We start from the raw sequence: 22679 nt of genomic DNA, 5'->3' as shown, positions 1-22679 counted from the left end.
GCTATTGTTGCCCAGCCCGTGCCGGAACGCCGGCCGCGGTGGCGCGGCGGCGGGCTTCTAGAATTCCGTGCATTACACGAGGAGGCAGGCATGGTGCACGGGATGGGAGCCCGCATGCGCGGGGTGTTGCTGGCGCTGGCGCTGGCTGGCGGCGGTGCACAGGCACAGGCGCCGGGGCAGGCGCCGGCGCAAGGGGCGGCGCAACAATCGGAGCGGCAGCGCGCACCGGGGTTCACGCAGCGGGCGGCCGACTCCCGGCTGGTCGTGGTGCCGGCCGACATGGAGCTGTTCTCGATCAGCGCCGGCGGGGTGCAGGAGCCGCGCGCCGACTGGACGGAGGCCGCGCAAAGGCACTTCAGGGCCGCCCTGGTCGGCCAGGCCAAGCTGCTCGGCACCCAGGCCGCGGCGCTGCGCGAGGACGACATGGACGACCTGGCGCAGGTCAACGCGCTGCATGGCGCGGTCGCCGACGCCGTGTTCCTGCACCACGCGCCGGGCTTCCTCAAGCTGCCGACCAAGGACGGCAAGCTCGACTGGTCCATGGGCGACGCGGTGTTGCCGCTGCGCGAGAAGACCGGTGCCGACTACGCGCTGTTCTTCTGGGTCCGCGACAGCTACGCCAGCTCCGAGCGCAAGGCCGCCATGGTGGCGATGGCGTTGCTGGGCGTGGGCCTGACCGGCGGCTCGCAGGTGGCCTATGCCTCGCTGGTCGACCTGAAGGACGGGCGGGTGGTCTGGTTCAACCACCTGCAGCGCGTCTCCGGCGACCTGCGCGAGGCCGAACCGGCCCGCGAAACGGTCGAGGCCCTGCTCAAGGGCTTCCCGCCGGCCCCATGAGCGGCAGCGACCCGGTGCGCGGCCGGCGCGGCTTCCTGCGATCGGCCTGCCGGCATTGCGCCGCGCTCGGCCTGGGCGGTGCCGGCCTGGCCGCGCTGGCCCAGGCGCCGGCCGACCTGAAGCTGCCGGCCGGGCGGCTGGCACGACCGGCGCTGGACACCGACGAAGGCGGCCTGTGGGCGCTCATGGACCGCGAGGAAACGCGCCTGCGCCGCAGTCCGTTCGTGCTGCGCGACAAGGCGCTGTCCGGCTATCTCGAGCAGCTCGTGTGCCGGCTGGGCGGCGAGCATTGCCGCGACGTGCGGGTGCACGTGGTGCGCACGCCGGTGTTCAACGCCAGCATGGCGCCCAACGGGATGATGCAGGTCTGGACCGGCCTGCTGCTGCGGGTGGAGAACGAGGCGCAGCTGGCCGCCGTGCTGGGGCACGAGATCGGCCACTACCTGGAGCGCCACACGCTCGAGCGCCTGCGCGACGCCAAGGACCGCGCGGCCGCCGGCCAGATGCTGGGCGTGTTCGGGCTGGCCGGCGCGGTGGCCGGGATGGCGGTCATCGCCAGCGCGTTCGCCTTCAGTCGGGACCAGGAGCGCCGCGCCGACGCGATCGGCATGCAGCTCATGCAGCGGGCGGGCTATGACGGGCGCGAGGCCGCCCGGGTCTGGGACAACCTGCTCGGCGAGCTGAAGGTGACCGGCGGCGAGGACGTCGGGCGCCGCAGCGTGATGCTGGCCACGCACCCGCCCGCCGCTGACCGGCGCGACGCGCTGCTGCGGCTGGCCGGCAGCGGCGAAGGACGCACCGGCAGCGACGAGTTCGAGCAGGTCGTCGCGCCGCACCGCCTGGCCTGGCTGCAGGAAGAGATCCGCCGCGGCCAGTTCGAGGAAAGCCTGGTGCTGCTCGGCCGCATGCTGGCGATCCGGCCGGGCGACCCGCAGGCGCTGTTCGCGCGGGGCGAGGTGCATCGCCAGCGCGACGGCGAAGGCGACCTCGAGCGGGCGACGCAGGACCTGCGCGCCGCCACCGCGGCCGAGCGGGCACCGGCGGAAGCGTTCCGGTCGCTCGGCCTGGTGCTGCGCCGCCGCGCCGATCCGGCGGGTGCCGCGACCGCCTTCGAACACTACCTGGCGCAGGCGCCTGACGCGCCTGACGCTGCCCTCATCCGCCAGTACCTCAACGAAGTGAAGCCATGAAGAAACTCCTGCCCTTGCTGCTGGCCGTGCTGGTCGCGGCCTGCGCCAACATCGCCAAGGTGGAAGGCGAGCAGCTCGTCAACCAGCGCATGGCCATCCAGCTGGCGGAAGCCTGGAACAAGGTCAGCGTCCCGGGCGACTCGCAGCCCTACGAGCGCTGGACCCAGGAGGGCCTCAGCCTGGACGAGCTGCGCCTGTGGGCCGGCATCCGCCCCGGCCAGCCGCTCATGACGCTGCCGCCAGGCAACGTGCCGGCGGGCCAGAAGGCGCCGCGCGTGCCCACCTATGCGGCCGGCATGGCGCCCGACCAGCTGGTGAGCCTGTTCGAGTCCGTGTACTCGGCCGATGGCTCGCTGGTCAGCGTGACCCGGGTGGAGCCGGCGCAGTTCGCCGGCGAGCGCGGCGTGCGCTTCGAGTTCACCGTGGTGCGCAAGCGCAACGACCTGCAGATGAGCGGGGTCGGCTGGGTGAGCGTGCGCAAGGACGAGCTGTTCGCCGCCAGCTTCGTGGCGCCGCGCCTGGCCTTCTACCCGCGCCTGCTGCCCAAGGCCGAAGCGGTGGCGCGCAGCGCGCAGATCCGCGGCTAGCGTCTTCCCGTCGGTCCCGCGGCAGCGGGAATCCACGAACGACAAGGGGCTGGAGCGTTGCGTGGCTCCTCCGGCTTTCGCCGGAGGAGGGGGCCGCCTCACCCGTGCTTGATCGCCACGGTCTTGAGCGTGGTGAAGCCGTACAGCGCCTCGAAGCCCTTCTCGCGGCCGTAGCCGGAGGACTTGACGCCGCCGAAGGGCAGCTCGACGCCGCCGCCGGCGCCGTAGTTGTTGATGAAAACCTGGCCGCTCTTGACGCGCTTGGCCATGCGCAGCTGGCGGCCGCCGTCGCGCGTCCAGATGCCGGCCACCAGGCCGAATTGCGTCGCGTTGGCCAGCTCCACCGCCTCATCCTCGTCCTGGAACGACATCGCGGCCAGCACCGGCCCGAACACTTCCTCCTGCGCCAGCCGGTGGGTCACCGGCACGTCGCGCAGCAGGGTGGGCGCCTGGTAGTACCCGGTGTCGGGCGCCTCGTCGACGATCTGGCCCTGGGCCACCATCGGAATGCCGGCGTGCTGGGCGTCCGAGAGGAAATCCCAGACGCGCTGCAGCTGGCTGGAGCGGATGAGCGGCCCCACGTCCAGGTCCATGGCCGCCGGGCCCACCCGCAGGTTGGCGAACGCGTTGCCCAGGCGGTCCAGCAGCGATTCGTACAGCGGGCGGTGCACCAGCAGGCGCGAGCCGGCCGAGCAGGTCTGGCCGGCGTTCTGCACGATGGCGTTGATCACCATCGGCAGCGCGGCTTCCAGGTCGGCGTCGTCAAAGATGATCTGCGGGCTCTTGCCGCCCAGCTCCAGCGTCACCGGGCAGTGCCGCTCGGCCGCGACCTGCTGGATCAGCGTGCCCACGTGAGGGCTGCCGGTGAAGCTGATGTGGTCGATGCCCGGGTGCCGCGCCAGCGCGTCGCCCACCTCGTGGCCGAAGCCGGTGACGATGTTGATGGCGCCGGCGGGAAAGCCGCACTCGGCCGCGAGCTGGGCCACGCGGATCAGCGACAGGCAGGCGTCCTCCGACGGCTTGACCACGCAGACGTTGCCGGCCGCCAGGGCGCCGCCGACGCTGCGCCCGAAGATCTGCATCGGGTAGTTCCAGGGAATCACGTGGCCGGTGACGCCGTGCGGCTCGCGCCAGGTGAGCACGCTGTAGCCGTCCAGGTACGGCAGGGTCTCGCCATGCAGCTTGTCGCAGGCGCCGGCGTAGAACTCGAAGTAGCGCACCAGCGCCAGCGCGTCGGCGCGCGCCTGCTTGGTCGGCTTGCCGCAGTCGCGCTGCTCCAGCGCGGCCAGTTCATCGGCGTGCTCGGCCACCTTGTTCGACAGGCGCATCAGCAGGCGGCCGCGCTCGGCCGCGCTCAGCTTGCTCCAGACTTTGTCGTAGCAACGGCGCGCGGCCTGCACGGCCTGGTCGATGTCTTCGGCCGTGCCGCGCTGCAGCTCGTCGAAGACCTGCCCGTCCGACGGGTCGATGACCGGCAGCGTCCGGCCGGAGGAGGAGCGCACGCCCTCGTTGGCGATGTAGTGGAGTTGCATGGCGCCATTTTGCGCCAGCGACCGGCAGCCTCAGCGCCCGACGGCCACGAACTGGTGGGCGTGCTCCGCCAGCCAGCGCCGGGACGCACTGCTGTCCTGCTGACTCGGATGGAAATCGCGCCGCAGGTACTGCTTCCAGGGACCGAACGTCTGCCGCACCAGGCCACGACGGCCGAACAGGAACGAAGCCGCTCCCTTCCAGGTGCTCCAGCGCCACAGCGTGCCGTCCTGGCGCAGGTTGGACAGGGTCTGGCGCACCGCGTCGGAGAGGAAGAACACGGTCACGCGCCGGAACCAGCGCAGCCGCCAGCGGTGGTCGCCGCCCAGCGCCTGGTACAGGTCGAAGGCGATGGACTTGTGCTCCGATTCCTCGGCGCTGTGCCACAGCCACAGCGTCGCCAGACGCGGGTCGCGCTCGCCCAGCAGGTCGGCGTTGTGCAGCAGCCAGTCGGCCAGGATGGCGGTGAAGTGCTCGTTGGCGGCCGTGATGCCCAGCCAGTGGCGGATGTCCGCGCCTTCCAGCAGCCCGAGCCGCTTGCGTGCACGGGGCTCCCAGTGGTTGACCAGGCCGAGCCTTTGCAGGTGTTCGTTGTAAAGCGCATGCAGGCGCCGGTGCGTGGCCTCCTGCCCGATGAAGCCCTGCACCTCGTCGCGCAAGCGCTCCTGCAGCGGCCCAGGCAGGGCCTTGAAGCCTTCGCGCACGCTGTCGATGAAGAACTGCTCGCCGACCGGGAAGCTCATGGAGAGCGCATCCAGCAGCGCCGTGCGGAACGGATCGCCGGCGCACCAATGGCGCTCGATCGGCGCTTGCATGTCCACCAGGAGGCGGCGTACGACGAGGTCGGTCATGGGAAGGGCGGTGGCGTTGGTCTGATCCTATGGCAAACGCCGGAAACAGGAAGAGGAAGGCCCGCCGAAGCGGGCCTCCTGACGAGCCGGTTGCGGCTACTTCGCCGCGCTGGCCGGCGTGGCCGGTGTCGCGGGCACCGGCGCCGTGACGCTGGCGGGTGCCGTGACGGCCACCGGCGTGGCGGCCTGCGCCTTGGCGGCTTCCGCATTGCCGGCGTGGAACTTCACCACCAGCGGCACGATCAGCAGCGCCACGATGTTGATGATCTTGATCAGCGGGTTGACGGCCGGGCCGGCGGTGTCCTTGTAGGGGTCGCCCACCGTGTCGCCGGTGACCGCCGCCTTGTGGGCTTCGGAGCCCTTGCCGCCGTGGTTGCCGTCCTCGATGTACTTCTTGGCGTTGTCCCAGGCGCCGCCGCCGGTGCACATGGAGATGGCGACGAACAGGCCGGTGACGATGGTGCCCATCAGCAGGCCGCCGAGCGCCTTGGGACCGAGCACCAGGCCGACCACGATCGGCACCACCACCGGCAGCAGCGACGGGATCATCATTTCCCGGATCGCGGCCTTGGTCAGCATGTCGACGGCCACACCGTACTCGGGCTTGGCCGTGCCTTCCATGATGCCCTTGATGGTCTGGAACTGGCGGCGCACCTCCACCACCACCGAGCCGGCGGCGCGGCCCACGGCCTCCATCGCCATGGCGCCGAACAGGTAGGGGATCAGGCCGCCGATGAACAGGCCCACGATCACCATCGGGTCCGACAGGTCGAAGCTGATGGCGCGGCCGTAGGCTTCCAGCTTGTGGGTGTAGTCGGCGAACAGCACCAGCGCGGCCAGGCCGGCCGAGCCGATGGCGTAGCCTTTGGTCACCGCCTTGGTGGTGTTGCCCACCGCGTCCAGCGGGTCGGTGATGTCGCGCACCGAGGAGGGCATCTCGGCCATCTCGGCGATGCCGCCGGCGTTGTCGGTGATCGGGCCGTAGGCGTCCAGCGCGACGACGATGCCGGCCATGCTCAGCATGGAGGTGGCGGCCACCGCGATGCCGTACAGGCCGGCGAGCGAGTAGGCCGAGATGATCGCCAGGCAGACGAACAGCACCGGCCAGGCCGTGGAGCGCATGGACACGCCCAGGCCGGCGATGATGTTGGTGCCGTGGCCGGTGGTGGAGGCCTGCGCGATGTGGCGCACCGGCGAGTACTGGGTGCCGGTGTAGAACTCGGTGATCCAGACCAGCAGGCCGGTGAGGATCAGGCCGACGGCGCAGGCGCCGAACAGCCGCATCTGCGAGCCGCTGGCGGTGATGGCGTTGTCCGGCATCAGCCAGACGGTGACCCCGTAGAAGGCGATCAGCGACAGGATGCCGGAGATGGCCAGGCCCTTGTACAGGGCCGGCATCACGTTGGTCATGCCCGGGCGCGCCTTGACGAAGAAGCAGCCGATGATCGAGGCGATGATCGACACGCCGCCCAGCGCCAGCGGGTACAGCACGGCCTGGGTGGCGGCCGCGGTGACCATCAGCGCGCCCAGCACCATGGTGGCGATCAGCGTCACGGCGTAGGTCTCGAACAGGTCGGCCGCCATGCCGGCGCAGTCGCCCACGTTGTCGCCCACGTTGTCGGCGATCACCGCCGGGTTGCGCGGGTCGTCCTCGGGGATGCCGGCTTCCACCTTGCCCACCAGGTCGGCGCCGACGTCGGCGCCCTTGGTGAAGATGCCGCCGCCCAGCCGGGCGAAGATCGAGATCAGCGAGGAGCCGAAGGCGAAGCCGATCAGGGGGTTGAGCAGGTTGGCCAGGTTGGCATCCGGCGTCAGGCGGCCGTTGCCGACCAGGAACCAGTAGAAGCCGGCCACGCCCAGCAGCCCCAGGCCGACCACCAGCATGCCGGTGATGGCGCCGCCGCGGAACGCGACGTCCAGCGCCGGGCCGATGCCGTGGGTGGCGGCCTGCGCGGTGCGCACGTTGGCGCGCACCGAGACGTTCATGCCGATGAAGCCGCAGGCACCGGACAGCACCGCGCCGACCACGAAGCCGAGGGCGGTCTGCCCGTCCAGGAAGATGCCGATGAGGACGGCCAGTACGACACCGACCATGGCGATGGTCTTGTACTGCCTTGCCAGGTAAGCCGCCGCGCCGGTCTGGATCGCCGCGGCGATTTCCTGCATTCGGGGGTTGCCGGCGTCTCGCGAGAGGATCCAGCTTCGGGCCCAGAACCCGTAAGCGACGGCCGCGAGGCCGCACACGAGCGCCAGTATCAGCGCCGAGTTGCCACTCATTTCTTCATCTCCTGTCGTTTGTCTGCTTGGAGGGGGCCACGCAAGCGGTGCCCCCGCTGCGTTGCTTCCTCGTCGCATCCCTTCGGCCGGGAGACGATTGGCCAACCGAAGCACTATAAGTCCAAACTCTTGTGCTGCCGGCGACAGCCGGGACGGCACCAGGGTCGCGAAAGTAAAATCAGGGTTAGTCCTAGGTTTTTCACTTCCCAAAGAAAACGACCCCATGTCTCTCGACAACGTCACGCCGGGCCAGCAGGCCCCCGATGCCTTCAACGTCATCATCGAGATCCCGATGAATGCCGACCCCGTGAAGTACGAGGTGGACAAGGACTCCGGCGCGATCTTCGTGGACCGCTTCATGAGCACGTCCATGCACTACCCGACCAACTACGGCTACGTGCCGCAGACCATCAGCGGCGACGGCGATCCGGTCGACGTGCTGGTGATCACCCCGGTGCCGCTGATCCCCGGCGTGGTCGTCACCTGCCGCCCGCTCGGCGTGCTGAAGATGCAGGACGAGGCCGGCGACGACGCCAAGGTGCTGGCGGTCCCGATCGACCGCGTGCTGTCGATCTACAGCCACTGGCAGAAGCCCGAGGACCTGAATCCGCTGCGCCTGAAGACGATTTCCCACTTCTTCGAGCACTACAAGGATCTCGAGGCCAACAAGTGGGTCAAGGTGCTGGGCTGGGAAGGTCCGGACGCCGCCCGCAAGGAAGTCCTCGAGGGCATCGAGAACTTCCGCCGCACCCCCAAGGCGGCCTGAGGCTTAGCCGGCGTCGCGCCGGAAGGGCGAGCGCCCTTCCAGGTGCTCCATGTAGTGCGCGATGCCGGCGCCCTCGCGCTCGAGGAAGCGCTCCACCGCATCGGCGAAGGACGGGTGCGCCAGCCAGTGGGCGCTCTGCGTCTTCACCGGCATCAGCGCCCGCGCCATCTTGTGCTCGCCCTGGGCGCCGCCCTCGAAGCGCTGCACGCCGTGCGCCATGCACCACTGCAGCGGCTGGTAGTAGCAGGCCTCGAAGTGCAGGCAGTCCACGCGCTCGAGCGCGCCCCAGTAGCGGCCGTACGCGGCTTGCGGCGCCGCACCTTCGTCCGACAGCGCCACCAGGCTGCAGGCGATGTCGCGGCCGCCCCGCTGCGCCACGAACAGCACCCAGTGGGCGGCCAGGTCGCGCGCCATGCGGCGGAAGAACTCGTGCCGCAGATAGGGCGGGTTGCCGTGCTCGCGGTAGGTGCGCTCGTAGCAGCGGTAGAAGAATTCCCAGTCGGCGCCGCCGATGGCTTCGCCGCGCAGGGCGCGGAACGTGACGCCTGCCTCGGCGACCTTGCGCCGCTCCTGGCGGATCTTCTTGCGCTTGTCCTGCGCCAGGCTGGCGAGGAAGGCATCGAAGTCGCGCCAACCCTGGTTGAGCCAGTGGAACTGGACGGTGTGGCGCGCCATCAGCTGCGCTTCCTCGCAGGCCGCCGCGTCCGCGTCGGAGAGAAAGAGCAGGTGCAGCGAAGACAGCTGGTTGCTGCGGCACAGGGTAACCAGTGCCTGCACGAGTGCGCGGCGGGAGGATTCGTCGCGCGCCAGCAGCCGGGAGCCCGGCACCGGCGTGAACGGCACTGCCACCAGCCCTTTCGGGTAGTAGTCCAGCCCGTGCTGCTCGTAGGCATTGGCCCAGGCCCAGTCGAACACGTACTCGCCGTACGAATGGGCCTTCAGGTAGAAGGCGCAGGCGGCCTGCAGCGCATCGCCGCGCCACAGCGTCACGAAGCTGGGCTGCCAGCCGCTGGCCACCGTGGCACTGGCGCTGTCGTGCAGCGCGGCCAGGTACTCGTGCCGCATGAAGGGCGTGGGCAGGTCCTGCGCCGCCAGCAATTCGTTCCAGGCCTGTCGCGGCACTTCACCCGGTGAGGCAAGGAGCCGGATGACATAATCCCGAGGCTGTTTTCGCACTGCTGACATGGCCCTCCGGATCTGCAACGCCCAGCTCAACTTCGTGGTGGGCGACATGCCCGGCAATGCCCGCAAGATCATCGATGCCGCCCGCCGGGCCCATGCCGACGGCGCGCGCCTGGTCCTGACTCCCGAGCTGTCCATCTGCGGCTACGCGGCCGAGGACCTGTTCCTGCGTCCCGCGTTCATCGCGGCTTGCGATGATGCCGTCAAAACGGTGGCCCGCGAGCTCGCGGGGTTGAAAGGTTTGCACGTGGTGGTCGGCCACCCGGTCGGCGGCGACCTGCGCAGCAGGTCGGTGCAGGTGCAGCGGCGCCTGAACGCGGCCAGCGTCATCAGCGAAGGCCGGGTGCTGGAGACCTATGCCAAGCGCGAACTGCCCAACTACCAGGTGTTCGACGAGCGGCGCTACTTCACCCCGGGCAAGGGCAGCTGCGTGTTCCAGGTCGAGGGCCTGAACGTCGGGCTGCTGATCTGCGAGGACGCCTGGTTCGAGGAGCCGGCGATGCTGGCGGCCGAGTCGGGCGCGCAGCTGCTGGCGGTGATCAACGCCTCGCCCTTCCATGTCGGCAAGGGTGGCGAGCGGGTCGCCCGCATGGCCGACCGGGCCCGCGAAGCCGGCCTGCCGGTGGTCTACACGCACCTGGTGGGCGGGCAGGACGAGGTGGTGTTCGACGGCGGATCGTTCGCCGTGGCCGCCGATGGCACGCTGGCCGGCCGCGCGCCGTCGTTCCGCGAGGACCTGTTCACGGTCGATGTCGAGGGTTCGCCCGGTGCGCTGGTGCTCCATGCGCCGATGGCGCCGGCGCGCGAGCCCGAAGCCGAGCTCTGGGACGCGCTGGTGCTGGGCGTGCACGACTACATCGCCAAGAACGGCTTCCCGGGCGTGCTGCTGGGCCTGTCGGGCGGCATCGACTCGGCGCTGGTGCTGGCGATCGCCGTCGATGCACTGGGCAGGGACAAGGTGCGCACCGTGATGATGCCGTCGCCCTACACGGCCGACATCTCGTGGATCGACGCGCGCGAGATGGCGGCGCGGCTGGGCGTGCGCTACGACGAGATCTCGATCGTGCCGCAGTTCGAGGCCTTCAAGGCGGCGCTGGCCGGGGAATTCGAGGGCCTGCCCGAGGATGCGACCGAGGAGAACATCCAGGCGCGCATCCGCGGCGTGCTGCTGATGGCGCTGTCCAACAAGTTCGGCAGCATCGTGCTGACCACCGGCAACAAGAGCGAGATGGCCACCGGCTACTGCACGCTGTACGGCGACATGGCCGGCGGCTTCGCGGTGATCAAGGACGTGCTCAAGACCAGCGTGTTCGCGCTGGCGCGCTGGCGCAATGCGAACGATCCGTACGGCACCGGCGCCCACCCGATCCCCGAGCGCATCATCACCCGCCCGCCCAGCGCCGAGCTGCGGCCGGACCAGGTCGACCAGGACAGCCTGCCGCCCTACGAGGTGCTCGACGCCATCCTCTCGCGCTACATGGAGGAGGACGAGGGCGTCGAGCAGATCGTGGCCGAGGGTTTCGAGCGCGCGGTGGTCGAGCGGGTTGCGCGGCTGGTGCGCGTCAACGAGTACAAGCGCCGGCAGGCGCCGATCGGCATCCGCGTCACGCACCGCGGCTTCGGCAAGGATTGGCGCTATCCTATTACCGGCAAGTTCGGCGCCTAGGCCCGCGCAAGGAAGACCATGAAACAGATCACCGCCATCGTCAAACCCTTCAAGCTCGAGGAGGTGCGCGAGGGGCTGGCCGAGTGCGGCGTCACCGGGTTGACGGTCACCGAAGTCAAGGGTTTCGGCCGCCAGAAGGGCCACACCGAGCTGTACCGCGGCGCCGAGTACGTGGTGGACTTCCTGCCCAAGGTGAAGATCGAGGTGGTGGTCAAGGACGACGACGTCGAGCGCTGCGTCGACGCCATCGTCAAGGCCGCGCGCACCGGCAAGATCGGTGACGGCAAGATCTTCGTCACCAGCGTCGAGCGGGTGGTGCGCATCCGCACCGGCGAGACCGACGAGTCGGCGGTCTGAACTAGATCTGCGACAGGTCCTGCGCCGAGGCCGGCGTGGACTCGTCCACCAGCGCCTGCAGCAGCGGGCCGGGCTCGCCGCCCACCCGCACCAGCTGCATCTGCCACTCGTTCATCAGGCCGTGCGCCACGCTGCCGCGCAGGAATTCCAGCATCGGCGCGTAGTAGCCATCGGTGTCCAGGATGCCGACCGGCTTGGCGTGGTAGCCCAGCTGGCGCCAGGTCCAGGCCTCGAACAGCTCTTCCAGCGTGCCGATGCCGCCGGCCAGCGCCAGGAAGGCGCCGGCGCGCTCGGCCATCAGCCGCTTGCGGTCGTGCATGGTCTCGACCACGTGCAGCTCGGTGCAATCGAGCTTGGCGTGTTCCCGGTCCACCAGTGCCTGCGGGATCACGCCGATGACGGTGCCGCCGGCGGCCAGGGTCGCGTCCGCCACGATGCCCATCAGCCCGGCCTTGCCGCCGCCGTAGACCAGCTGGCCGCCGCGGCGGCCGATCCAGTGCCCGACGTCGCGCGCCGCCTGCACGAAGCTTTCGGCCAGCCCGGTGCGCGAGCCGCAGTACACGCAGATGGAAAAGGGCGGGGCGCTCATGCCGGCCACCTCTGCACGAGGGCGGCCATCCAGATGCCCAGCGCCAGCAGCAGGGCCAGCAGCACGGCGGCGCTGCCCATGTCCTTGGCGCGCTTGGACAGGTCGTGCCACTCGGGGCCGATGCGATCGACGACGGTCTCGATGCCGGTGTTGAGCAGTTCCACGATCAGCACCAGCAGCACCGAGCCCGCCAGCAGCGCCACCTGGACCCAGCCCTGGCCGAGCCAGAAGGCCAGCGGCAGCAGCACCAGGGCGGCCGTGGCTTCCTGGCGGAAGGCGGTCTCGCCCCAGCCCGCCCGCAGGCCCTGCAGCGAATAGCCGGTGGCGTGCCAGATCCGGGCGATGCCGGTGCGCAGCTTCTGCGGGTTGACGGAGGGTTCGAGGGCGGGCGGCGACCGGGACATGGCTGCCGATTGTCTACGACCGGCGTGGCGCTTCCGTGGCGGGCGCCGTCACCAGCCGGGTACCGGCCAGCGCGTCGTGCCAGAACTGGCGTTGCGGGTGGAAGCGGCTGAGCAGGGCCCAGACCGCCACCCAGCCGGACACGAGCACGGCGTATTCGCCGCCGCCGAGCTGGAATGGCGCGAGCGCCAGCAGCGGCGGCAGGAACCACAGCCAGCTGCACACGTAGCGCAGCAGGGCCCGCGCCTGGGTGAGCGGCCGGCCGGCCACGTCGACCACGCGGATGTTCCAGGTCTTCATGGCCAGCGTCTGTCCACGGCTCCAGAACCAGGTGAAGTAGATGCCGAAGACGAGGAACAGGAAGGCCTGAAGCAGCGGACGCCGCTCGTCCATGCCGCTGCGCACCTGGCCCAGGGTGCTGAACAGCCAGCCGGCGACGAACACCACGGCGAACAGCAGCATGCCTTCGTACACCCAGCAGGCCATGCGGCGGCGCAGCGGTGGAGCGATGAGATCGGGGGCGGCAGGCCAATCCGGGGCCATGCCGCCGGGGGGGGCCGGCGGTTGGGTCATGCGGGTCACGCCCTCAGTTGGGGCCGGAGGGTGCTGCCGGTACCGGCTGCACCGGTTGCACCGGCGGCACCGTCGGCTGCGCAGGTTGCACGGGCGGCGAAGTCGGCGCGTCGTCCGGGTCGATGCGCGGTGGCTTGCTCTTGCGATTGGCGCGCGGCAGCTTGGCGAGCTTCTGGTCCGGCACCGGGCGCAGGGCCGCCGCGGTGGGCGGCGTGCGCGGGTTCGCGCCGGCCGCCAGCTTGCGCTTTTCCTCGGGCGGGAGGGCCTGGTAGGCCTCCCACTTGGCCTTCTTGTCGTCGGCCGACAGGTTCTTGGTCTCGGCGAAGTTCAGCCGGGCCTGGCTGCGCTGCTGCGGGCTGAGCGCGACCCAGTCGGTCATGCGGCTGTGCAGGCGGGCCTGGTCGTCCGGCGTCATGCGCGGGTAGTTGCGCGAGAGGGCGATCCACTTGCGCTTCTGGGCTTCGCTCAGCTTGGGCCAGGCGGCCGCCAGCGGCTGCAGCGCCTGCTGCTGTTCGGCGCTGAGGCCGGCCCAGCCTGTGGCAGCTGCCGCCCGCGTGCCGCCGGCCGGGGTCGCCTTGGTGGCGGGCGCCTTGGGGGAAGCGGCTGCCGTTGGCGCGCCGGCCAGTGCGGTCGCGCCGTGCAGGGCGATCAGACCCGAGGCGAGCACGGCGAGCGCGCCCGCGCGGCGGCGCAGGCCGCCGGGCGCAGCGGCTGCGCGGGAACCGGGCCGGAAGGGGTGCATGAGCGGCCCCCGCATCAGCGGCCGGACTTGAGGAACTGGACGAATCCGGGATCGGCCCAGGCGGCGGGCGGCAGGTCGTCGGTGAGCAGGGCGGCGTCGACCTCGGCCACCTCCCTGGCGCGGCGATCGTCCTGCACGAGCTGGATGGCGACCAGGCCGGCCAGCAGCGCCACCAGCGGCAGCGCCATCGCGATGCGCTGCCAGGGGCTGATGCGGTCGGGGCCGCGCAGGGCGGCCTGGCCGTTGCCGGTCGAGGTGACGGGGTGCGCCGGCTGCAGGGCCGGTGCCTTGCGGTGGGCCAGCGCCTGTTCGCGCGCGGCGCGCAGGCGCTCGGAGATGTCGCGCGGCAAGCCGGCCGTGGCCGTGTCGAGCCGGGCGGCGACCCGGCGGCCGAACTGGTCGTGGCGGGCCTGGGCCAGGGCGGATACTTCATTCATGGTTGCAATCCCTTTGCCTTCAGTGCCTTGCTGAGGGCCTGGACCGCCCGCGAGCAGTGCGTCTTGACGCTTCCCTCGGAGCAGCCCATGGCCGCGGCGGTCTCGGCCACGTCCATATCCTCCCAATAACGCATCAGGAAAGCCTCGCGTTGACGGGGCGGAAGGGCCTCGATCTGCGCCTCGATCGCACGCAGCACCTCGGCGCGGCGCGTGCTGTCCTCGGCGCTTTCCGACTGTTGCGATCCTTCGACGGCCGAGTAAGTTTCCAGCAGGTCGAATTCGCCCTCGTCCGAGGCCGATTCGAAGTCGCTCATGTTCGAGAACAGGGCGTTGCGGGTCTTCTGGCGGCGGAACCAGTCCAGCGTGCAGTTGGACAGGATGCGCTGGAACAGCATCGGCAGCTCGGCCGGCGGCTTGTCGCCGTAGTGCTCGGCCAGCTTCATCATGCTTTCCTGCACGATGTCCAGCGCCGCCTCTTCGTCCCGCACGTGATAGACGGAGCGCTTGAAGGCCCGCCTTTCGACGCTCTTGAGGAAGTCGGACAGTTCTCGTTCGGTGGCCAAGGCGCGGTAGGCCTCCCGGGGCGCAGCGGCTCGCCGGAAGGGGGTGGGTCGGGCGGCGGCGATTATGGCACCCGGCTCAGCGCGGTTGGGCTGGCGCGGGCCGGGTGACATAATGCGGGCTGCAAGTCACAGGCAAACGAGCCCGGATCCGGCGGCGCAATCGGCACGCCCATGGTCCGAGGTTCAAAGTCCCGACACGGCTTCACGAGAGCGCGTGAAGGGGCACCCAACTGGTTTTTCGTTCCCGAAGCCCGAAAGGTTGATCATGGAAATCTCGAAGGCGGAGATCACCTCCGCGGCGGCGGCCGGTTCCGGCGCCGACCCCCACACACCCACCGAACTGCGCGGCGCCGAGATCCTGGTTCGCGCGCTGCAGGCCGAAGGCGTCAAGTACGTCTGGGGCTATCCGGGCGGGGCGGTGCTGCACATCTACGACGCCCTGTACAAGCAGGACACCATGCAGCACGTGCTGGTGCGCCACGAGCAGGCCGCGGTGCACGCCGCCGACGGCTACGCGCGCGCCACCGGCGACGTCGGCGTGGCCCTGGTCACCTCGGGCCCCGGCGTCACCAACGCGATCACGGGCATCGCCACCGCCTACATGGACAGCATCCCCATGGTGATCGTCACCGGGCAGGTGCCCACGGCGGCGATCGGCCTCGATGCCTTCCAGGAGTGCGACACGGTGGGCATCACCCGGCCGGTGGTCAAGCACAACTTCCTGGTCAAGGACGTGCGCGACCTGGCGACGGTGATGAAGAAGGCGTTCCACATCGCCCGCAGCGGCCGCCCCGGCCCGGTGGTGGTGGACATCCCCAAGGACGTGTCCTTCAACAAGGCTGCCTGGCAGGGCTATCCCGACAAGGTCGAGATGCGCTCGTACAACCCGGTGCGCAAGGGCCACGGCGGCCAGGTGCGCAAGGCGGTGCAGTTGCTGATGTCGGCCAAGCGGCCCTACATCTACACCGGCGGCGGCGTGGTCCTGGGCAATGCCACGGCCGAGCTGCGCGCGCTGGCCGACCTGCTGGGCTATCCGTGCACCAACACCCTGATGGGGCTGGGCGCGATCGACGGCACCGATCCCAAGTTCCTGGGCATGCTGGGCATGCACGGCAGCTTCGAGGCCAACAACGCGATGCAGAACTGCGACGTGCTGCTGGCCGTGGGCGCGCGCTTCGATGACCGGGTGATCGGCAACCCCAAGCATTTCGCTTCGGCCGAGCGCAAGATCATCCACATCGACATCGACCCGTCCAGCATCTCCAAGCGGGTGAAGGTGGACGTGCCGATCGTCGGCGATGTCAAGGAGGTGCTGGCCGACCTGGTGGTCAACATCCGCGAGTCGGGCCAGAAGCCCGATGCGCAGGCGCTGGCCGGCTGGTGGGAGACGATCGAGGGCTGGCGCAAGCGCGACTGCCTGAAGTACGACCGCGCCAACCGCGAGGTCGTCAAGCCGCAGCACGTGATCGAGACGCTGTGGAACCTGACCAAGGACGTGGACACGTACATCACGTCCGACGTCGGCCAGCACCAGATGTGGGCGGCGCAGTTCTACAAGTTCCGCGAGCCGCGCCGCTGGATCAACTCCGGCGGGCTGGGCACCATGGGCGTGGGCATCCCCTACGCCATGGGCATCAAGATGGCCAAGCCGGACTCCGAGGTGTACTGCATCACCGGCGAGGGCTCGGTGCAGATGTGCATCCAGGAGCTGTCGACCTGCCTGCAGTACAACACGCCGATCAAGGTCATCTCGCTGAACAACCGCTACCTGGGCATGGTGCGCCAGTGGCAGGAACTCGACTACGAGGGCCGCTACAGCCACAGCTACATGGACGCGCTGCCGAACTTCGTGAAGCTGGCCGAGGCCTACGGCCACGTCGGCATGCTGATCGAAAAGCCCCAGGACGTGGAACCGGCATTGCGCGAGGCGCGCAAGCTCAAGGACCGCACGGTCTTCATGGACTTCCGCACCGACCCCACCGAGAACGTCTGGCCCATGGTCAAGGCGGGCAAGGGCATCACCGAGATGCTGCTGGGGAGCGAAGACCTTTGAACGCACGGTGACGCGGTCGCTGCGCGACACGCGTCCTTCCTGGACGAATCTATTGCCCGCCGAGCCTCGCACTTACCGGTGCGGGGGGAGGGCGGCGAAAAGAGGAATCGCACATGAAACACATCATCGCCGTGCTGCTGGAGAACGAACCCGGCGCACTCTCCCGCGTCGTCGGCCTGTTCTCGGCCCGCGGCTACAACATCGAATCGCTCACCGTGGCGCCGACGGAAGACCCGTCGCTGTCGCGCATGACCATCCAGACCACGGGCTCGGATGACGTCATCGAGCAGATCACCAAGCACCTGAACCGGCTGATCGAGGTGGTCAAGGTGGTCGACCTGACCGAGGGCGCCTACACCGAGCGCGAGCTCATGATGGTCAAGGTGCGCGCGGTCGGCAAGGAGCGCGAGGAGATGAAGCGCATGGCCGACATCTTCCGCGGCCGCATCATCGACGTCACCGAGAAGAGCTACACCATCGAGCTGACCGGCGACCAGTCCAAGAACGACGCGTTCCTGGAGGCGATCGACCGCACCGCCATCCTGGAGACCGTGCGCACCGGCGCCAGCGGCATCGGCCGCGGCGAGCGCGTGCTGCGGGTCTGACCCCCATTTCCCCCCGACTTCTACTGGAGAGACCATGAAGGTTTACTACGACAAGGACTGCGACCTGAGCCTGATCAAGGGCAAGACCGTCGCCATCATCGGCTACGGCTCGCAGGGCCATGCGCACGCGCAGAACCTGAACGACAGCGGCGTGAAGGTCGTGGTCGGCCTGCGCCCGGGCGGCGCTTCCTGGCCCAAGGTCGAGAAGGCCGGCCTGAAGGTCGCGGCCGTGGCCGAGGCGGTGAAGATGGCCGACGTGGTGATGATCCTGCTGCCCGACGAGCAGATCGCCACCGTCTACACGAACGACGTCGAGCCGAACATCAAGCAGGGCGCCTCGCTCGCTTTCGCCCACGGCTTCAACGTGCACTACGGCCAGGTCGTGCCGCGCGCCGACCTGGACGTCTGGATGGTCGCGCCCAAGGCGCCCGGCCACACCGTGCGGAGCACCTACACCCAGGGCGGCGGCGTGCCGCACCTGGTGGCCGTGCATGCCGACAAGTCCGGCAAGGCGCGCGACCTGGCGCTGTCGTACGCCATGGCCAACGGCGGCGGCAAGGCCGGCATCATCGAGACCAACTTCCGCGAGGAAACCGAGACCGACCTGTTCGGCGAGCAGGCCGTGCTGTGCGGCGGCACCGTCGAGCTGATCAAGGCCGGCTTCGAAGTGCTGGTGGAAGCCGGCTACGCGCCCGAGATGGCGTACTTCGAGTGCCTGCACGAGCTCAAGCTGATCGTCGACCTGATCTACGAAGGCGGCATCGCGAACATGAACTACTCGATCTCCAACAACGCGGAGTACGGCGAGTACGTCACCGGCCCGCGCGTCATCACCGACGAGACCAAGCAGGTGATGAAGCAGGTGCTCAAGGACATCCAGACCGGCGAGTACGCCAAGAGCTTCATCCTGGAAAACCGCGCCGGCGCGCCGACCCTGCAGTCGCGCCGCCGCCTGAACGCCGAGCACCAGATCGAGGTGGTCGGCGAGAAGCTGCGCGCGATGATGCCCTGGATCAAGAAGAACAAGCTCGTCGACCAGACCCGCAACTGACCTCGCACGCGGCCGCAGGCCGCACGCGAGGTCATTCCCGCGAAAGCGGGGATCCACGAGCAGATCATTCCCCGCGACGCGGGATCCGGAAAAGAGGCGGCCGCAAGGCCGCCTTTTTTCTTCCTTACACTTCCATCCATGCACAACGGCCCCACCCACACCGACCACAGCCCCGAAGAAGGCATCGTGGTGCGCCGCCGCCGCAAGGGCATCTACATCCTGCCCAACCTGTTCACGCTGGCGGCCCTGTTCGGCGGCTTCTACGCCGTGGTGATGGCGATGAACCAGCGCTTCGACATGGCCGCGGTGGGTGTCTTCGTGGCGATGGTGCTGGACAGCCTGGACGGCCGCGTGGCGCGCATGACCAACACCCAGAGCGCCTTCGGCGAGCAGATGGATTCGCTGTCCGACATGGTGTCGTTCGGCGCCGCGCCGGCGCTGATCGCCTACGAGTGGGCGCTCAAGGGCCTGGGCCGCTGGGGCTGGATCGCGGCCTTCGTCTATTGCGCCTGCGCCGCGCTGCGACTGGCGCGCTTCAACGTCAACACCGCCGTTGTCGACAAGCGCTATTTCCAGGGCCTGCCGTCACCCGCCGCTGCCGCGCTGGTGGCCGGCTTCATCTGGCTGATGAACGACTACGGCGTCAAGGGCTACGAGATGGTGTGGGTGATGTTCGCCATCGCCCTCTATGCGGGGCTGACCATGGTGACCAACGTGCCGTTCTACAGCTTCAAGGACCTGCGCATGAAGAAGAGCGTGCCCTTTGTCGTGATCGTGCTGATCGCGCTGGGCATCGCGGTCATCAACATCGATCCGCCGGTGGTGCTGTTCGTGCTGTTCTGCATCTACGGGCTGTCCGGCTACGCGCTCTATGGCTGGCGCAAGGCCAAGGGCCTGCAGACCAGCGTGATCAGCACGTCGACCGACGAGCCGGACGAGCGCGGACTGCATCGCTGAGGAGCAAGCCAGGCCATTCCCTGCCACGGCCGAGGTCGGCTCGATGTGCTACATTGACATCCCATGAACCGAATTGCGCTGGCCCTACTGCTAATCCCCTCCGGGCGGAGACGGTAGCGCGCGCGCAAGAACCAGCCTCGACGGCCCGTATGCACCAGCAGCGGGCCGTTTTTCGTTGGGGCTGCTGGTTCCACTTCCACGAAAGACCACGATGTCCATGCTCAAGAACCCCGCCGCCAAGTACCGCCCGTTCCCCACGGTCGGCCTGAAGGACCGGACCTGGCCGGACGCGGTGCTGGGCCGCCCGCCGCTGTGGTGCAGCGTGGACCTGCGCGACGGCAACCAGGCCCTGATCGAGCCGATGGACATCGATCGCAAGCTGCGCATGTTCCAGGCGCTGGTGAAGATCGGCTTCAAGGAGATCGAGGTCGGCTTCCCGTCGGCGTCGCAGGTGGAATGGGACTTCGTGCGCAAGCTGATCGAGGAAGACCTGATCCCGCCGGACGTCACCATCCAGGTGCTGACGCAGGCGCGCGAGCCCCTGATCGAGCGCACCTTCGACGCGCTGCGGGGCGCGCGCCGCGCCATCGTGCACCTGTACAACGCCACCGCGCCGGTGATGCGCAAGGTGGTGCTGGGCCTGGACGAGGACGGCATCGTCGAGCTGGCGACCCGCCAGGCCCGGCTGTTCAAGGAACTGGCGGCCGAGCAGCCGCAGACCGACTGGGTGTTCCAGTATTCCCCGGAGATGTTCTCCGGCACCGAGCTGGCCTTTGCCAAGCGCGTGGTCGATGCGGTCACCGAGGTCTGGCAACCGACGCCCGGGCGCAAGTGCATCGTCAACCTGCCCTCGACGGTGGAGCACTCGACCCCCAACATCTTCGCCGACATGGTCGAGTGGATGCACCGCCACCTGGCGCGCCGCGACTCGATCGTGCTGTCGGTGCACCCGCACAACGACCGCGGCACCGGCACCGCGGCCGGCGAGTTCGCCGTCATGGCCGGTGCCGACCGGCTGGAAGGCTGCCTGTTCGGCAACGGCGAGCGCACCGGCAACCTCGACCTGGTCAACGTCGCGCTCAACCTCTACACCCAGGGCGTCGATCCCGGCCTCGATTTCTCCGACATCGACGAGATCCGGCGCACGGCCGAGCACTGCACCCAGCTGCCGGTGCACCCGCGCCACCCCTATGCCGGCGACCTGGTCTACACCTCGTTCTCCGGCTCGCACCAGGACGCCATCAAGAAGGCGTTCGCCGCCCGCCAGGAAGGCGACATCTGGGACATGCCCTACCTGCCGCTGGACCCCAAGGACCTGGGCCGCAGCTACGAGGCGGTGATCCGCGTCAACAGCCAGTCGGGCAAGGGCGGCATCTCCTACCTGCTGGAGACCGAGTACGGGATGGAGCTGCCGCGCCGGCTGCAGATCGAGTTCAGCCAGGTGGTGCAGGCGGTCATGGACGACAACGGCAAGGAGCTGACCGCACGCGACATCTTCGAGCTGTTCGAGCGCGAGTACGGCCTGCGCAGCGGCGCGGCGCCGCGCCACCAGGTGCTGGAGGAAGGCGAGGGCGGCCGCGTCACGCTGGCGGCCCAGGTGCAGCTCGGCGGCACCGGCGTCCGCGTGCAGGGCAGCGGCAACGGCCCGATCGACGCCTTCGTGCAAGGCCTGGCTGCGGCCACCGGCGAGACGCTGCGGGTGCTGGACTATCGCGAGCACGCGATCGGCGTCGGCGCGAACGCGCAGGCCATCGCCTACCTCGAGCTGCGGGTCGGCGAACGCACCTTGTTCGGCGTCGGCCAGGATGCGAACATCGTGTCCGCTTCGCTCAAGGCCATCGTCAGCGGCCTGCGGCGGGCGGGCGTGACTCCGGCGAACCAACCCGAATCGGCCTTGGCGCCGGCGAAATGAGGACATACGACATGGCCGACAAGCTGATGATCTTCGACACCACCCTGCGCGACGGCGAGCAGTCGCCCGGCGCTTCGATGACCCGCGAGGAGAAGCTGCGCATCGCGCGCCAGCTCGAGCGGCTGAAGGTCGATGTCATCGAGGCGGGCTTCGCGGCCAGCTCCAACGGCGACTTCGAGGCGGTGCAGGCCATCGCCAACGCGATCAGGGACTCGACCGTCTGCTCGCTGTCGCGCGCCAACGACCGCGACATCTCGCGTGCCGCCGAGGCGCTGCGCGGCGCCGAGCGGGCGCGCATCCACACCTTCATCGCGACCTCGCCGCTGCACATGGAAAAGAAGCTGCGGATGACGCCCGAGCAGGTGCTGGAGCAGGCCAGGCAGTCGGTGCGTTTCGCGCGCAACCTGTGCGGCGACATCGAGTTCTCGCCCGAGGACGGCTACCGCAGCGAGGTCGACTTCCTCTGCCGGGTGCTGGAGACGGTCATCGCCGAAGGCGCCACGACCATCAACGTGCCCGACACGGTGGGCTACGCCGTGCCCGAGCTGTACGGCAACTTCATCCGCACGCTGCGCGAGCGCATCCCCAACTCCGACAAGGCGATCTGGTCGGTGCACTGCCACAACGACCTCGGCATGGCGGTGGCCAACTCGCTGGCCGGCGTGAAGATCGGCGGCGCCCGCCAGGTCGAGTGCACCATCAACGGCCTGGGCGAGCGTGCCGGCAACTGCTCGCTGGAAGAGATCGTCATGGCCGTGAAGACCCGCAGGGACTACTTCGGGCTGGACGTCGGCATCGAGACCCAGCACATCGTGCCGGCCAGCCGCATGGTCAGCCAGACCACCGGCTTCGTGGTGCAGCCCAACAAGGCCGTGGTCGGCGCCAACGCCTTTGCCCACGCCAGCGGCATCCACCAGGACGGGGTGCTGAAGGCGCGCGACACCTACGAGATCATGCGGGCCGAGGACGTCGGCTGGAGCGCCAACAAGATCGTGCTGGGCAAGCTGTCGGGCCGCAATGCCTTCAAGCAGCGCCTGCAGGATCTCGGCGTCCAGCTCGAGAGCGAGGCGGACATCAACGCCGCGTTCGCCAAGTTCAAGGAGCTGGCCGACCGCAAGAGCGAGATCTTCGACGAGGACATCCTCGCCCTGGTCAGCGACGAGGCGGTCACCCACGAGCAGGAGACCTACCGCCTGGTCTCGCTGGCCCAGCACAGCGAGACCGGCGAGCGGCCGCACGCCGTGGTCGTGTTCACCGCGGACGGCAAGGAGGTGCGCGGCGAGTCCGACGGCAACGGCCCGGTCGATGCGTCGCTCAAGGCCATCGAGAGCCATGTGCGCAGCGGCGCCGAGATGGTGTTGTATTCCGTCAACGCCATCAGCGGCTCCACCGAGAGCCAGGGCGAGGTCACCGTCCGGCTGCAGAACTCGGGCCGGGTGGTCAACGGGGTGGGGGCCGACCCCGACATCGTGGTCGCCTCGGCCAAGGCTTATTTCAGCGCACTCAACAAGTTACAAAGTAAAGCTGATCGGGTGGCTGCGCAAGGTTAGGG

At 69.2% G+C, this 22679-nt stretch carries 22 protein-coding genes; 12 read left to right on the top strand and 10 right to left on the bottom strand.

Annotated elements, in window-relative coordinates; all coding sequences use genetic code 11:
* Positions 1-90 precede the first annotated feature (90 nt).
* The 3 genes from PE066_RS01280 to PE066_RS01270 are packed head-to-tail and all read left to right on the top strand — an operon-like array spanning position 91 to position 2614.
* On the top strand, positions 91-837 hold the full coding sequence (locus PE066_RS01280; RefSeq protein WP_271234758.1) for a hypothetical protein: 747 nt from the start codon (positions 91-93) through the stop codon (positions 835-837).
* Positions 834-2027: a M48 family metallopeptidase gene (locus PE066_RS01275; protein WP_271234757.1), complete on the top strand. Its 1194-nt coding sequence runs from the start codon at positions 834-836 to the stop codon at positions 2025-2027. The genes PE066_RS01280 and PE066_RS01275 overlap by 4 nt, the downstream gene beginning before the upstream one ends.
* On the top strand, positions 2024-2614 hold the full coding sequence (locus PE066_RS01270) for a hypothetical protein (protein ID WP_271234756.1): 591 nt from the start codon (positions 2024-2026) through the stop codon (positions 2612-2614). Before PE066_RS01275 ends, PE066_RS01270 begins: the two co-directional genes overlap by 4 nt.
* Positions 2615-2712: 98 nt before the next feature.
* On the opposite strand, the gene PE066_RS01265 is transcribed toward PE066_RS01270, so the two are convergent.
* The 3 genes from PE066_RS01265 to PE066_RS01255 form a co-directional block, all read right to left on the bottom strand.
* On the bottom strand, positions 2713-4146 hold the full coding sequence (locus PE066_RS01265; protein WP_271234755.1) for an aldehyde dehydrogenase family protein: 1434 nt from the start codon (positions 4144-4146) through the stop codon (positions 2713-2715).
* 30 nt (positions 4147-4176) lie between these two features.
* Positions 4177-4995, bottom strand: coding sequence for a metal-dependent hydrolase (locus PE066_RS01260; RefSeq protein ID WP_271234754.1), 819 nt, complete (start codon positions 4993-4995; stop codon positions 4177-4179).
* A gap of 96 nt (positions 4996-5091) precedes the next feature.
* A complete protein-coding gene (locus PE066_RS01255; RefSeq protein WP_271234753.1) occupies positions 5092-7272 on the bottom strand; it encodes a sodium-translocating pyrophosphatase in 2181 nt (726 codons plus the stop codon).
* Between the two features lie 223 nt (positions 7273-7495).
* Here PE066_RS01255 and ppa point away from each other — a divergent pair, with 223 nt between their 5' ends.
* On the top strand, positions 7496-8038 hold the full coding sequence (ppa, locus tag PE066_RS01250; RefSeq protein WP_271234752.1) for an inorganic diphosphatase: 543 nt from the start codon (positions 7496-7498) through the stop codon (positions 8036-8038).
* A 3-nt stretch (positions 8039-8041) separates the two neighbouring features.
* On the opposite strand, the gene PE066_RS01245 is transcribed toward ppa, so the two are convergent.
* Positions 8042-9223, bottom strand: coding sequence for a GNAT family N-acetyltransferase (locus PE066_RS01245; protein ID WP_271234751.1), 1182 nt, complete (start codon positions 9221-9223; stop codon positions 8042-8044).
* Here PE066_RS01245 and PE066_RS01240 point away from each other — a divergent pair.
* Both PE066_RS01240 and PE066_RS01235 read left to right on the top strand, forming a co-directional pair.
* On the top strand, positions 9222-10886 hold the full coding sequence (locus PE066_RS01240) for an NAD+ synthase (protein ID WP_271234750.1): 1665 nt from the start codon (positions 9222-9224) through the stop codon (positions 10884-10886). The genes PE066_RS01245 and PE066_RS01240 overlap by 2 nt on opposite strands.
* Positions 10887-10904: 18 nt before the next feature.
* A complete protein-coding gene (locus PE066_RS01235) occupies positions 10905-11243 on the top strand; it encodes a P-II family nitrogen regulator (protein WP_271234749.1) in 339 nt (112 codons plus the stop codon).
* A gap of 1 nt (position 11244) precedes the next feature.
* On the opposite strand, the gene PE066_RS01230 is transcribed toward PE066_RS01235, so the two are convergent.
* Genes PE066_RS01230 through PE066_RS01205 form a run of 6 tightly spaced genes read right to left on the bottom strand, consistent with a single transcriptional unit; the run spans position 11245 to position 14549 of the window.
* Complete coding sequence (locus tag PE066_RS01230; protein ID WP_271234748.1) at positions 11245-11832, bottom strand: TIGR00730 family Rossman fold protein; 588 nt, start codon at positions 11830-11832, stop codon at positions 11245-11247.
* Positions 11829-12236, bottom strand: a complete 408-nt coding sequence (locus tag PE066_RS01225) for a diacylglycerol kinase (RefSeq protein ID WP_271234747.1) — start codon at positions 12234-12236, stop codon at positions 11829-11831. Before PE066_RS01225 ends, PE066_RS01230 begins: the two co-directional genes overlap by 4 nt.
* Before the next feature lie 13 nt (positions 12237-12249).
* Complete coding sequence (locus PE066_RS01220) at positions 12250-12777, bottom strand: RDD family protein (RefSeq protein WP_271236479.1); 528 nt, start codon at positions 12775-12777, stop codon at positions 12250-12252.
* Between the two features lie 43 nt (positions 12778-12820).
* Complete coding sequence (locus tag PE066_RS01215) at positions 12821-13564, bottom strand: DUF3106 domain-containing protein (protein WP_271234746.1); 744 nt, start codon at positions 13562-13564, stop codon at positions 12821-12823.
* Complete coding sequence (locus PE066_RS01210) at positions 13564-13986, bottom strand: DUF3619 family protein (protein WP_271234745.1); 423 nt, start codon at positions 13984-13986, stop codon at positions 13564-13566. The genes PE066_RS01215 and PE066_RS01210 overlap by 1 nt, the downstream gene beginning before the upstream one ends.
* Positions 13983-14549, bottom strand: a complete 567-nt coding sequence (locus PE066_RS01205) for an RNA polymerase sigma factor (RefSeq protein WP_271234744.1) — start codon at positions 14547-14549, stop codon at positions 13983-13985. Before PE066_RS01205 ends, PE066_RS01210 begins: the two co-directional genes overlap by 4 nt.
* 265 nt (positions 14550-14814) lie before the next feature.
* Here PE066_RS01205 and PE066_RS01200 point away from each other — a divergent pair, with 265 nt between their 5' ends.
* The 6 genes from PE066_RS01200 (at position 14815) to PE066_RS01175 (ending at position 22677) form a co-directional block, all read left to right on the top strand.
* The gene (locus PE066_RS01200) at positions 14815-16602 is read left to right on the top strand and encodes an acetolactate synthase 3 catalytic subunit (protein WP_271234743.1); all 1788 of its coding nucleotides are present in this window, start codon (positions 14815-14817) and stop codon (positions 16600-16602) included.
* A gap of 113 nt (positions 16603-16715) precedes the next feature.
* Positions 16716-17207 (top strand): acetolactate synthase small subunit, encoded by a 492-nt coding sequence (gene ilvN / locus PE066_RS01195; RefSeq protein ID WP_135265519.1) that lies wholly within the window; start codon positions 16716-16718, stop codon positions 17205-17207.
* Positions 17208-17241: 34 nt separating this feature from the next.
* Entirely contained in the window at positions 17242-18258 is a 1017-nt protein-coding gene (ilvC, locus tag PE066_RS01190; protein WP_271234742.1) for a ketol-acid reductoisomerase, read from the top strand.
* A gap of 138 nt (positions 18259-18396) precedes the next feature.
* Positions 18397-19215, top strand: a complete 819-nt coding sequence (gene pssA / locus PE066_RS01185) for a CDP-diacylglycerol--serine O-phosphatidyltransferase (RefSeq protein ID WP_271234741.1) — start codon at positions 18397-18399, stop codon at positions 19213-19215.
* A 217-nt stretch (positions 19216-19432) separates the two neighbouring features.
* Entirely contained in the window at positions 19433-21127 is a 1695-nt protein-coding gene (gene leuA, locus PE066_RS01180; RefSeq protein ID WP_271236478.1) for a 2-isopropylmalate synthase, read from the top strand.
* An 11-nt stretch (positions 21128-21138) separates the two neighbouring features.
* Entirely contained in the window at positions 21139-22677 is a 1539-nt protein-coding gene (locus PE066_RS01175; protein WP_271234740.1) for a 2-isopropylmalate synthase, read from the top strand.
* Positions 22678-22679: the final 2 nt, after the last annotated feature.

Source organism: Ramlibacter tataouinensis, assembly GCF_027941915.1.
Classification (GTDB): domain Bacteria; phylum Pseudomonadota; class Gammaproteobacteria; order Burkholderiales; family Burkholderiaceae_C; genus Ramlibacter; species Ramlibacter tataouinensis_C.
This window is presented reverse-complemented; position numbering and strand designations above follow the sequence as displayed.